A 12784-nucleotide genomic window follows, 5' to 3' on the forward strand; every position below is an offset into this window, starting at 1 on the left:
CATGGCGATCGTCGTCAATCCGCTCAATCGATTGGGATGGACGCGCGAACAGGTCACGTCTCCTTCTCATTTGCGCATGATCTTCCCGGAAAACCGGTATCCACTTTTCCGGATCATGCGCTAGTGATCGAAATCCCATGGCTGCAGACGGCCGGCTGCACCGAGAACGATGACCGGTGCGTCCTCCTTGTATTCGGGCGCCGCCGCGACCTGCGCCTTGGTCAGCTCGAGCGAGATGCTGTCACGTTTGTTGGCAACGCGGCCGAAACGCAGCACGCCCCAGTCGACGACGATCTTCCGGCTGCCGACGCCGAGAAAACCGCCGAAATCGATCACGGCCGCGCGCACATTGCCTTCACGATCCACGATCACATCGACGATGCGCCCCATATCTTCGTTCGCCGCGCTGCGAACTTCACGGCCGAGAATGCCGTGGGCATCCCTGGCGCCAATCACGGTGACCGACGGCGGAGGCACGAGCTCCTTTGCGGCGTCCGGGGGCTTCGCTGCGTCCTGTGGCGCAGTGCGGCTACCTTGCGGCGCGCCGGTGTCCTCCGCCGCAGAAGCTGGCGGACCGCCGGCTAATCCAGCGATTAAACACAGAATGAGAATACCAATGCGCATGTGGCCTCCTGACTCCTAGATGCACGACCCGCGCATGGCTTCTAATGCGTCAATACGATCGACACCTGGATCTGGCCGCGTGTCCGCACCACCTCGAGCGACACTTCATCGCCGTGACGGCGAACCCTCAGATCGACGCTGGAAGGTCCGAGCCGCAGATCGCGCAACAGCACTTCGTTGAGGAATTCCGGCAACCGTGGATCGCGCAGACGGATTTCGCCGCGCGCGGCATCGAATTCGAGGCCGAGCGCCGCTTCCAGCAGGCTGAAAGGCGTCGCGCTGGCCCAGGCCTGCGGCGCGCAGGCGACGGGATAGAGCACCGGCCCGCGCCGCCGCTCGCGCGGGAATCCGCAGAACAATTCCGGCAGCCGCCGCAGGTCCATGTAGCTCGCGGCATCGAACAGGCCCTTGAACAGATGCGCCACGCAATGCTTCAGGCCATAGCGCGCGAAGCCGAGCGCGATCAGCGCATTGTCATGCGGCCAGACCGATCCGTCGTGATAGGACATCGGGTTGTAACGGGCTTCGCCGCGCGCCACGGTGCGGATGCCCCATCCCGAAAAGAATTTCTGGCTCATCAGATCGGCCGCGACCCGCCGCGCACGCTCGGGCCGGACGATGCCGGTGAAGAGAAGCTGGCCGGCATTCGACGTTCGCACCTTGCACGGCCGCTTGGCCCCGTCGAGCGCCACGGCGTAGGTGCCGAGTTCCTCGCACCAGAACGCCGCCTCGAAGCGCTCGGCAAGGAGAAGCGCCGCGGATTCGAGCTGCGCCGCCCGATCGATCATTCCCAGGCGCCGGGCACAGCGCGCCGCCAGCCGCTTGCCGGCAAAGACATATCCCTGAACCTCCGCCAGCGCGATATAGCCTTCGGCGAGTTGCCCATCGGCATGAAAGATCGCGTCGAAGGAATCCTTCCAGCCCTGGTTGGCAAGCCCCTGTTCGGTCGCGCGCTGGTACTCGATGAATCCGTCCTTGTCGGGATCGCCGGGGCCGTCGATCCATTGCAACGCCGCCTCGATTGCCGGCCACAGTTCGGCCAGCGTTTCGTCGTCGCCGGTGCGTTCGACGTAAAGGCCGGCCAGCAGAACGAACAGCGAGGTGGAATCGACGCTGCCGTAATACTGCGCGAACGGCACCTCGCGCAGCGCGGCCATCTCGCCGCCGCGCATCTCGTGCAGGATCTTGCCGGGCTCGGCGTCGGCGAGCGGATCTGTGGTCTTGGCCTGGAAGAAGGCAAGCCGCCGCAGCACACCCTGGGCAATGCGCGGATCGACCCACAGCATTTGCAGCGCGGTGATCAATCCGTCGCGGCCGAACGTGGTCGAATACCAGGGAATGCCCGCATAGGGGTACCGCCCCTGCGGCGTTTCGGTCATCAGCATGTTGAGGTCGGCCATTGCCTGGCACAGCACCTCGTTGAAGATATCGTTCGACGTCTCGATGCTGGCCGCGCCCGATGTCGAGCGCCGCATCTCACGACGGTGCGCCAACAGGCCGCGGAAGAACGGCGCCGGCTTGTGCATGATCGGCTTGTTGCAGGATACCGCAACGAACAATGCGGTCGCTTCCTTCGGCTCCAGCTCGAAATGAAAGGTCGCCGAGTGGACGGCGAGCCGTGTCGGGCGCGGCTCGAAATGCAGGGCGGTAATGCGGACCTGGCCGTCGAGCCCGCTATATTCCAGCACGACATCGGCGGGGCCGAGCAACCGGCTGGAGCCCACTCCCCGGCGCGGCCGGCGCTCGCCGCGCACCTCGAACAAATCGGCGAAATCATTGTCGAACAATAACGCTAGATCGAAGCTTGCCTGCCGGTCGCCGTGATTTTGCAGGGCGATGCGCTGGTAGGCCGTGCCGCGCCACAGGAAAATCGAGCGCACGATGTGCAGCGTATCCTTCTGCAGCGCCAGCCTGCCGTTGCGGTACACGTCGGAATTGGTGAGGTCGACGGTCAGCGCCGAATTGTCGTCGCGCAGATTGGAGCCGAGCAACAGCGGCTGGACTTCGTCGAGCACCATCTCCAGCCGGGCGAGATAACGCGTATCGGCGTTGAACAGGCCATCGGGCCCGCCGGCAGAGGCGCCGATATCGCCATGGCTGTCCAGTACGATGAAGGTGTCGTCGTGCTTGAGCGAGCAGCGCGGCCGCGTCGCCGGGCCCGTCATCGGAATGTAGAACGACGATTCCGCGACGTGTTCGGCAGCCTCGATGGCGATCAGTTGGGTGACTTCGGCCGTCATTTGCACCTCAAGCGATTTTCGTGCGTGGCGATGGACGCAATCGGGACGCAAACGCTACTGCCGCAGATCAGGCCGCATGGCTGGCGAGGCGACCCAGTTCGCGCGCGACCAATTCGCGGTAGGGGCCCCTTCCCTGCACGAGAATATCCGGCGGTCCGTCTTCGATGATCCGCCCGCCCTGTAGCACCACCACGCGGTCGAAATTGCGCAAGGTGGCGAGACGATGGGCGATGGCAATCACGGTACGCCCACGCATCAGCCGCGACAACGCCTCGCGGATCGCCTCTTCGGATTCGCTGTCCAGCGAAGCGGTCGCTTCATCCAGCAACAGGATCGGCGCGTCCTTCAGGAAGGCACGCGCGATGGCGATGCGCTGCCGCTGCCCGCCGGAGACCTTGATTCCTCGATCGCCGACCATGGTCGACATGCCCTCGGGGAGATTCTCGATGAAATCGCAACGCGCCGCGATCGCCGCACGCAGCACCTCGTCGTCGGTCGCGTTCGGCCGTCCGTAGCGGATGTTTTCCATGATCGAGCGGTGGAACAACGAGATGTCCTGCGGCACCACCGAGATCGCCTCGCGCAGGCTTTGCTGCGTCACCCGCGAAATGTCCTGGCCGTCGATCGTGACGTTGCCGCGCTGGATGTCGTAGAACCGCTGCAGCAGCGCGAACAGGCTGGATTTTCCGCCACCGGAATGACCGACCAGTCCGACCCGCTGGCCCGGTTGAATGCGCAGGTTGAACTTTTCGAACACCTGGACGCCGCCGGGATAGTGGAACGCGACGTTGTTGAAGGCGACGGCGGCGCCGCTGCGGACCAGCGGCTCGGCCTCGGGATGATCCTTCAACTCGTGCGGCAGCAACAGGGTCGCGATCGCTTCGGTCAGGCGGGCGACGTGCTGGGTCACGTCGACAAGCGCCACCGCAAGGTCGCGCGTCGCGCTCAGGATCGAAATCCCGAGCGTGCAGACCAGCACGACATCGCCGGTGGTCGCTGCGCCCTGCTGCCAGAGCGTGATGACCCACGCCAGCAGCGCGATCGTCAACGCGATTGTCACGACGGCGTGAAGCAGCCGCAACTTCTCGAGATAGCGAAGGCTGCGGCCACGGGCGTCGAGTTCCCGCTCGACGGTGGCGTCGAAGCGGTCGTGTTCGTAGCTGAGGCCGCAGAAGGCGCGGACCAGCGGCAGGTTGCTGATGACGTCGACCATCTCGCCGTCCACCGCGGCCGCCTTGTCAGCGAAGTCGTCATGCAGCGGCTTGCCCGCCGCGGCGAGGTGGAACATCGCCATCAACATGATACCCGCGATGACGATCAACCCCGCGGACATCGCCAGGCTGACGGTTCCGATCAGGAGTATCGCCGAGACGGTTGCGATGCACGGCGGCAACACGTTCCAGACGAACATGTTTTCAACGGTGAAGACGGCGTTGGACGTCGCGGTGATACGGCTGGTCAGCATGCCCGGCAACCGGTCGGAGAAGTAGCTGGGGGCGTGACCGGTCAGATGGCGGAACATGTCGCGGCGGAGATCGCCGGTGACGCCGACGAAGGTGAAGCTCGCCGTCCAGCTTGCGACCCGCCACAGCAAATTATCTGCCGCGATCAGCGACATGAGAAAACCGAATGCCAGCCATACGCTGTTCGCGTGCGCCGAACCGGCCGTCAGGCTGTCGACCAGATTCTTCACGCCATACTGCGTGCCCACCGAGCAGGCAACTGCTGCAACGACGGCAGACACGATGACCACATGGGCCGCGCGACGCTGGCGCAGATAGCGCAGCACGAATGGAAACGGCCGTCGCACATATCCTGAAAGGTTGTCCATGAGTTCCGCAAACCTGTTGAGAGTGAACGAGAATCCCTAACGCGTGTCGCACACGACGACGTGAAGAATGCCGCTTCGGGTTTCCGTGCGCATGGCCATCACTGCGCAACAATTCTGCAGCATCGAGACAGTCCTAACTGTGTTTGTGTCAAATGGCATCAGCAAGACAGTCGTGTGGAGGAAGCAAGATGTGCTGAGTAAGGGAACTTCGCAGATGCGGGAACGTTCCCGCTAATGACACGCCGGTGTCGATCGTGGGCTGAGGGCTTTGTTCAACCACCATTCCAAACAGGAGACGCAAACATGCGCATCGCGCAGGTCGCCCCGCTGACGGAGGCTGTACCCCCCAAATTGTACGGCGGCACCGAGCGGGTGGTGCACTGGCTGACCGAGGAACTTGTGGCATTGGGACACGAGGTCACACTGTTTGCCAGCGGCGATTCCCGCACCTCGGCGAAACTCGACGCCACGTGGCCGAAGGCGCTGCGCCTCGACGGCTCGGTCCGGGACCCCAACGCACTGCATATGGTGATGCTGGAGCGTGTGCGGCAAAAATGCGACGATGAAGAGTTCGATTTTCTCCACTTTCATCTCGACTATTATCCATTCTCGCTGTTCTACCGGCAGCCGACGCCATTCCTGACCACCCTCCACGGCAGGCTCGACCTGCCGGAGCATCAGCCGGTATTCAGCACCTTCTCCAAGGTTCCGGTGATCTCGATCTCCAACGCGCAGCGCCGGCCGGTGCCGCAGGCCAATTGGGTGCGCACCATTCACCATGGGCTGCCGGAGAATTTGCTGACGCCGCAGCCGGTGCAGCCGTCCTATCTGGCGGTGCTCGGCCGGATCGCGCCGGAAAAGGGCGTGGATCGTGCCATCCGCATTGCGACCCGATGCGGCATTCCGCTCAAGATCGCTGCCAAGGTCGATCGCGCCGACCAGGATTATTACGATGAGTTGATCTCCCCGCTCATCAAGGCCAACCCGCTGGTCGAATATATCGGCGAGATCTCAGACCGCGAGAAATCCGATTTCCTCAGCGGCGCGATCGGCCTCCTTGTCCCGATCGATTGGCCGGAGCCGTTCGGCCTCGTGATGATCGAAGCCATGGCCTGCGGCACGCCGGTGATTGCCTATAACCGCGGATCGGTGCCGGAGATCATCGACCCGCGGTCTCACCGGCTTCGTCGTGGAAGACGAGACCAGCGCGGTTGCCGTGGTCGACCGTCTTGCCGCGCTGGACCGCACCGCCATCCGCAAGCAGTTCGAGGTCCGCTTCACCGCGCGCCGCATGGCGCTCGACTATCTCGCCGCCTATCGCGGCCTGATGGAGGAAGCCGAGCCGCGGATCAAGCTGGTCAGCAGCGCGGAGTAGCGTGAAAGATCGCCGTCATTGCACGACCGTAGGGCGGGCAAAGGCGCACTTGCGCCGTGCCCACCATTTCGAGGCAGTTTGCCGATGAATGGTGGGCACGCTTCGCTTTGCCCACCCTACGCCGCCGTCAACTCACCGCCGTCCGTTTCGGCTCGACGATCTCGAACATCCGCGGGAATTCGTCCATCAGCATCATCAGTTCGCCGAGTCGCGCCGGATCGCCGACGACCTTGATCTTGCCGGAGCCGACCGCTTCCGGGAACGTCGTCAGCTTGGCGATCACTTCGTCGAGCACGCCGCGCGACAGCGTGAAGCTGGCGTCGGCAGCGGCGGCTCGCGTGCCGGAGGCATAGGTCAGCGCGCAATTCTCCAGATTGAGAACGAAGCTCTCGTTGGTGTCGGTGAAATTCCAGTTCAGCACGATGCGCTTGCCTTCAGCCTTGGGGCCATTGAGGCGCACGCCGAGCACGTCCCAGAGCTGTTCGGTGCGGAGCGCGGCCAGCGTTTCGCGCGGCATCGATGAACGCGGCGGCACTTTCGGCATGCCCTGCCGCAATTCCTGCGCGCCGAACAGATAGGCGTTGCGCCAGGTCGAACTTTCCGAGGCATAGCCAAGCTGCTCGAAGGTGTCGGCCAGCATCGCGCGCGCCGCCTGGTTGTCGGGATCAGCGAATACCAGATGGCTCACGGCTTGCGCGACGAAGCGGAATTCGCCCTTGGCAAAATCCTTGGCCGCGCGCGCCAGGATCGCATCCGCGCCACCCATATACTCGACATATTTCCTGCCGGACTCGACCGGCGGCAGCGGATCGAGATTGACCGGATTGGCGTCGTACCAGCCGAGATATTTCTGGTAGATCGCCTTCACATTGTGCCTGATATGCCCGTAATAGCCGCGGCCGTGCCAGGCACCCTCGAGGCTCGCCGGCAAGCGGATGGTCTCCGCGATTTCGCTCGCCGTCAGTCCATGGTTCATCAGCCGGATGGTCTGGTCATGCGCGAATTTGTAGAGGTCGCGCTGCTGGCGGATCATGGTGTCGATCCGCTCGTGACCCCAGACCGGCCAGTGATGCTGGCCGCACATCGCATCCGCCTTGCCGCCCCACATCTGCAGCGCTTCGCCGAGATATTTTGACCACGCCAGTGCGTCGCGCACATCGGCGCCGCGGAACGGGAGCAGATTGTGGAAATTGTGCGTGCAGTTCTCCGCGAGGTTCAAAAGCTTATAACGCGGGATGAAGAAATGCATTTCCGCCGGCGCTTCGCTGTTCGGCGCCATCTGGAATTCGAATTCCACGCCGTCGATGGTTCGCTTGTCGCCGGTCGCGATGATCAGATCGGTGGGGCGCAGCAGCGCGACTGCGCCAGCCGCCATGGTCTTGCCGAGCCCGCAATCGACCTGCCCGCGCACGCCCTTCGCCAGCAGCGGCCCGAACTGGTACATCGCGCGACGCAGCATCGCCGGCCCCGCGATGATGTTCTCGGAGACCGCGTGCTCCATGAACAGATTGGGCGCGATGATCGGCACCTTGCCGCTCGCAAGCATTTCGTCGTCGAGCACGCCGCGTGCGCCGCCCCAATGGTCGGTGTGGGTGTGGGTGAAGATGACGGCGGCGACCGGCCGCTTGCCACGGTGCTGGAAGTACAGTTCCATCGCGGCGCGCGCGCCCTCGATCGAGGTCAACGTATCCACCACGATGACGCCGCTGTCGCCCTCGATCAGCGTCATGTTGGCGATGTCGAGTCCACGCACCTGATAGACGCCGGGCACCACTTCGAACAGGCCGTGATGCATGTTGAGCCGAGACTGCCGCCATAGGCTGGGATCGACGGTTGGCGGGGCTTGTTCCGCAGAGAGGAAGCCGTAGGGCTCCAGAGTCCAGACCACCCTGCCCTGCGGCGATGTGATCCTGGCGTTCTCCACCGTGCCGAGGAAGCCGCGCGCGGCGTCGTCGAAATCCCTGACGTCGGAGAACGGCAGCGCCTTCAGCGTCGCCGCATGCTGGGCGATGACGGAGGCGGACGCCTCCTTCGGGGATTCCTTGGGCATTTCAATCGCGGCTGGTTGGCTCATTGTTGTGTACTCCTTGCGCAAACAAAAATTGAAAACGACGTCAGCGGAACTGCAGCCCCTCGAACCGGCCGCTGTTGCGCCATCCGTCGATATATTTGAAATAGGCCATGGCCCCCGCCGGATGGCCGACATTGAGCTTGGCCGCCGGACCGGGCTCGCGCCCTTCATTGTTGTAGTAGCCCGGCGTGCAATCGGGTGAGCCGATCATGAGGCCGGCGCCGGTCAGCAGCAGTTCGACCCATCGGTCCTCGGCTTCCCTGGTGACTTCGATCTCCTTAAAACCGTTCGCCTGTGCATGCCGGATCATCAGCGCAATCGTCTTCGCCGCCTCGGTCAGATTATGCGGCACGTTGGAGATGAGATTGGCGCCCTGCGTCGGCTGGACGAAGAATGCATTCGGAAAACCATGGACGTGGATGCCGTGCTTGGTACGCATGCCCGACGCCCAGTGGTCCGACAGCTTCACTCCGCCGCGACCGGTCAGGTCGAAGCCGGCACGCCGCTTGTATTCGGTGCCGACCTCAAATCCCGAAGCGTAGATGATGCAGTCGAGCTTGTATTCTCTGCCCGCAACCACGACGCCGTTCTTGGTGATGCGCTCGACGCCCTTGCCGTCGGTATCAACCAGATACGTGCCCGGCGTGTTGAAGGCCTGCAGATACGAATCATGGAAACACGGCCGCTTGCAGAGCTGGCGATACCAGGCCTTGAGTTTTGCGGCCGTCTCGCGGTCGCCGACGATGGCGTCGACCCGCGCGCGGATTTCCTCCATCTTCTCGAAATCGGAATCCTCGAACGCCGCCAGCATGTTTGGCGGGGTGCGCTGCTCACGCGGCAGGTCCATGACCCTGGCGCGAATACGCCGCGACAAATCAGTCCAGCCGTCCTGCACCAGATCTTCTTCCGCGGAGCCGCCGGCCTGGTTGGCGGTAAAGTTCTCCAGCCAGCGCTGCTGCCAGCCTGACGTCGCGATCTGCGAAAACCATTTCGGATCGATCGGCGCATTGGCTCTGATGTCGACGGAGGACGGCGTGCGCTGGAACACATGGAGCTCCTTGCAGGCGCGCGCGAGATGCGGCACGCACTGCACGGAAGTGGCGCCGGTGCCGATGATGCCGACGCGCTTGTCCTTCAACTTCTCCATCAGCGCGCCCTTGGGGTCGCCGCCGGTGTAATCGTAATCCCAACGGCTGGTGTGGAACGAGTGCCCCTTGAAGGACTCGATGCCTTCGATGCCGGGAAGTTTCGGCACATGCAGCGGCCCCGTCCCCATGCCGACGAATTGCGCGGTGAAGGCATCGCCGCGAGTGGTGCGGATGGTCCAGCGCGATTTTGTCTCGTCCCAATCGAGGCTTACGACCTCGGTGTGAAACAGCGCATGTTCGTAGAGGCCGTATTGCCTGCCGATGCGCTGGCAGTGCGCGAGGATTTCCGGCGCATGCGCATATTTCTCCGACGGCATGTGGCCGGTTTCTTCGAGCAGCGGCATGTAGACCATCGACGCGGTATCGCATTGCGCGCCGGGATACCTGTTCCAGTACCAGGTGCCGCCGAAATCGCCGCCCTTTTCGATGATCCTGACATCCTTGATGCCGGCTTCCGACATGCGCGCGGCGGTGGCGAGCCCGGCAAAGCCGCCGCCGATAAAGGCAAAGGTGACATGGTCGGTCTTCGGATCGCGCGGGGTGACGGGCGTATAGGGGTCGTCGAGATAATGCGCTAGCTGCCCCGCGACGCGGAGATACTGGTCGTTGCCGTCGGCGCGGAGTCGCTTGTTGCGCTCTTCCAGATACTTTTGGCGCAGTCGTTCCTTGTCGATCGAAGCGTTCTGCGCGGCCCGGGGTTGATCTGTGATCGTCATCCGAAGACGCCTTTCAAAAATTGCGAAACGTTTCTGTCTTACCACCCGCTCAGGACGGATGTGCGGACAGATAGGGCGAGTTTGCAATCGACCATGACGGCATCGGCTCCATGCGAAAGATCTGGCGCAGATGGACTTCATCGGGGCCGTCGCCGATGCGCAGCAGACGCCCCCAGGCCAGCGCCTGATGGATTGGCGTGTCATCCGAACCGCCCATCGCGCCGAACACCTGCATGGCGCGGTCGGCGATCCGCTGCAGCATCGCAGGCACTGCGACTTTGATCAGCGACACGTCGCGCCAGGCGTCCTGGTGGCCGGCCTGATCGAGCCGCCACGCGCAGCGATAGGCGAGTAGCCGCGCCTGTTCGAGTTCGACGCGGGACTCCGCGATCCAACGCTGCACGGTGTCGTACTGGATCACAGCGCGTCCGAAGGCCGAGCGCTCCGATGAACGCACCATCATCAGTTCGATCAAAAGCTCGCAGAGCCCGATCGAACGCATGCAATGATGGATGCGGGCCGGCCCCAGCCGAATTTGCGCGACCTTGAAGCCTTCGCCCTCGGCGCCGAGCAGGTTGGCGCGGGGTACGCGAACGTTATCGAAGGCAAGCTCTCCGATCGGGGCGACATGATCCTCACATCCCATCCAGCGCAGCCGCCGCACCAGGCGGACGCCCGGCGTATCCATCGGCACGATGATGCAGGAATGGCGACCGGTGCGGTCGGCACCGGAATCGGTCACGCCCATCACGATCAGGAAGCTGCATTTCGGATGCGCCGCACCGGTGATGAACCATTTGCGTCCGTTGATGACGTAGTCATCGCCGTCGCGGACCATCCGCGTGGCGATGTTGGTGGCATCGGATGAAGCCACGTCAGGTTCCGTCATGCCGAAGGCCGAGCGGGTTTTGGCTTCCAGCAGCGGCTGCAGCCAGCGCGCCCTCTGCTTGGAAGTGGCGCAACTCTGCAGCGCGATCATGTTGGGCACGTCGGGCGCCTGACAGTTGAAGACTTCAGGCGCCCAGAACAGCCGGCCCATGATTTCCGCCAGCGGCGCATATTCGAGATTGGAAAGCCGGGTGCCGGGCTCATCGTCGGACAGTTCGGGAAGGCCGAGATTCCACAGCCCTGCCGCCCGCGCCTTGCGTTGAAGGTCGCCCATGAAGGGCGCGGCCTCGCCCTTGGCGACGTGAGCAAGCCAGGCGCGGTGGCGCGGCAGAACTTCGTGGTCGAAGAACGCCTGCAGCTTCTTAAGCCATGCCTCCGATCGACCGGAAAGATCGAAATCCATGTCGCCTCCCGTCCTTGTGAGGCGAAACCTAAGCGTATATCGACACGATATGCAAATTCATTTCGATATATTGACAGAATTAGGGAACCATGACCAAATTTCGACCATGGCAGCGATTTCCAGTATTGATCCCCCAAGGTCCCGGATGCCGGAGGACCAGGCAGATCCCTCCTTCGCGACTACGCTGGCGCATGGGCTCGATGTGCTGGCGGCGTTCCGCAACCGTAGCGGCTCGCTGTCGAACGCCGACCTCGCGCTGCATACCGGCCTGTCGCGGCCGACGGTGTCGCGGCTGACCTACACGCTGGCGCAACTCGGCTATCTCAAGCGCGATGCCAAAGGACGCTTCCAGCTCGGGCTTGGCATTCTCGCCGCCGCGTATCCCGTGCTGTCGGCGCTGAAGGTGCGGCAACTAGCGCGGCCCCTGATGCGCGATTTCGCCGCCTACACCGGGGGCACGGTTTCCATCGCGATGCCGTTCGGCCTCGACTTCATCTATGTCGAGACGCTGCGCACCACCGACGCCGTGACGCATTTGCCGGATGTCGGCTTTGCCAGTTCGCTGGCGCCTACCGCCGTCGGCCGCGCCTTGCTGTCGCTGTTCACCAAGGAAGAGCTCGACGCCTATGTGGCGGACGTGAAGGCCGAGCGGCCGGAAGAAGCCGACTATGTGCAGGCACGGACGCTGCCGGATGTCGAGCTTTGCAAGGAGCGCGGCTTTGCGATCTCGCTCGGCGAATGGCGGCGCGAAATCTTCGGCGTCGCCGCGCCGCTGTACCGCACGCCGTCGGGCGACTGCCTTTCCGTCAATTGCGGCATTCCCTCGTTTCGCTTTAACGCCGAACAGATCGAGCGCGAATGTGGCCCCCGCATGCTGGGCCTGGCGCGCAGCATCCGCTCGCTGGTGGCCAACGACTGAATACCCCCGCCAGAGGGGCAAGCGCATCGCTCGAACGATGCGTAAAATATGGGGAGGAAAGAATGCGCCGGATCAAAACCGTGCTGGGCTTCGCCGTGGGTTCTGCCATGCTGCTCGCCAATGCCGCACAGGCGCAGAGCAATTATCCGAACCGCCCGATCCGCATCATCGTGCCCTACCTGATGCATTTCGAGATCGTCTCGCTCGAACTGGCATTGCCGCACATCAAGGCAGGGAGCGTGAAGCCGCTGGCCGTCATGACGGACAAGCGTGTCACCGACCTGCCTGATGTGCCGACGATCGCGGAAGCGGGATTTCCGGAAGCCACCTATGTACCTTGGTACGGCATCTATGTTCAGGCGGGAACGCCCGATGCCATCGTTGGCAAGATCAACGACGGCATCAACAAGGCGCTGCAGAATCCGGAGGTGCAGCGCCAGCTATCGGTCGCCAACATCCCGGGCAGGCCGATGCCGCTTACCGACCTGGCCACGCTGATGAAGGCGGACCACGAGAAGCTGACGAAAGTAATCGCGACCTCGGGCATGGCGCTGCAGTGACACGGGTTG

At 63.4% G+C, this 12784-nt stretch carries 9 protein-coding genes and 1 pseudogene; 4 read left to right on the plus strand and 6 right to left on the minus strand.

All coding sequences use genetic code 11. The annotated features are described in order from the left end of the window. The first annotated feature begins 1 nt into the window (after position 1). On the plus strand, positions 2 to 124 hold the full coding sequence (locus tag V1286_RS22420; RefSeq protein WP_334482734.1) for a hypothetical protein: 123 nt from the start codon (positions 2 to 4) through the stop codon (positions 122 to 124). Here the strand turns inward: V1286_RS22420 and V1286_RS22425 are convergent. The 3 genes from V1286_RS22425 to V1286_RS22435 all read right to left on the minus strand — a co-directional run bounded on the left by V1286_RS22425 (position 121) and on the right by V1286_RS22435 (position 4695). Beyond that, positions 121 to 624 carry a PRC-barrel domain-containing protein gene (locus V1286_RS22425; protein WP_334482737.1) on the minus strand — a complete coding sequence of 168 codons (504 nt, stop codon included), beginning with the start codon at positions 622 to 624 and terminating at the stop codon, positions 121 to 123. The genes V1286_RS22420 and V1286_RS22425 overlap by 4 nt on opposite strands. 41 nt (positions 625 to 665) lie before the next feature. Further along, the gene (locus V1286_RS22430; RefSeq protein WP_334482739.1) at positions 666 to 2864 is read right to left on the minus strand and encodes an amylo-alpha-1,6-glucosidase; all 2199 of its coding nucleotides are present in this window, start codon (positions 2862 to 2864) and stop codon (positions 666 to 668) included. 67 nt (positions 2865 to 2931) lie between these two features. Next, entirely contained in the window at positions 2932 to 4695 is a 1764-nt protein-coding gene (locus tag V1286_RS22435) for an ABC transporter ATP-binding protein (protein ID WP_334482741.1), read from the minus strand. Between the two features lie 303 nt (positions 4696 to 4998). Between V1286_RS22435 and V1286_RS22440 the strand changes: the two are divergent. Beyond that, positions 4999 to 6070 (plus strand): annotated as a pseudogene (locus V1286_RS22440) (glycosyltransferase family 4 protein). A 127-nt stretch (positions 6071 to 6197) separates the two neighbouring features. Here V1286_RS22440 and V1286_RS22445 read toward each other — a convergent pair. The 3 genes from V1286_RS22445 to V1286_RS22455 are packed head-to-tail and all read right to left on the minus strand — an operon-like array spanning position 6198 to position 11296. Next, entirely contained in the window at positions 6198 to 8144 is a 1947-nt protein-coding gene (locus V1286_RS22445; RefSeq protein WP_334482743.1) for an alkyl/aryl-sulfatase, read from the minus strand. 40 nt (positions 8145 to 8184) lie between these two features. After that, positions 8185 to 10005, minus strand: coding sequence for a flavin-containing monooxygenase (locus tag V1286_RS22450; protein ID WP_334482746.1), 1821 nt, complete (start codon positions 10003 to 10005; stop codon positions 8185 to 8187). Positions 10006 to 10054: 49 nt separating this feature from the next. Beyond that, positions 10055 to 11296, minus strand: coding sequence for an acyl-CoA dehydrogenase family protein (locus tag V1286_RS22455; RefSeq protein ID WP_334482748.1), 1242 nt, complete (start codon positions 11294 to 11296; stop codon positions 10055 to 10057). A 145-nt stretch (positions 11297 to 11441) separates the two neighbouring features. On the opposite strand from V1286_RS22455, the gene V1286_RS22460 reads away from it, so the two are divergent. Beyond that, positions 11442 to 12215 carry an IclR family transcriptional regulator gene (locus tag V1286_RS22460; RefSeq protein WP_334482751.1) on the plus strand — a complete coding sequence of 258 codons (774 nt, stop codon included), beginning with the start codon at positions 11442 to 11444 and terminating at the stop codon, positions 12213 to 12215. A 62-nt stretch (positions 12216 to 12277) separates the two neighbouring features. Then, a complete protein-coding gene (locus V1286_RS22465; RefSeq protein ID WP_334482754.1) occupies positions 12278 to 12775 on the plus strand; it encodes a Bug family tripartite tricarboxylate transporter substrate binding protein in 498 nt (165 codons plus the stop codon). Positions 12776 to 12784 lie beyond the last annotated feature (9 nt).

This window comes from Bradyrhizobium algeriense (assembly GCF_036924595.1).
Lineage (GTDB): Bacteria > Pseudomonadota > Alphaproteobacteria > Rhizobiales > Xanthobacteraceae > Bradyrhizobium > Bradyrhizobium algeriense.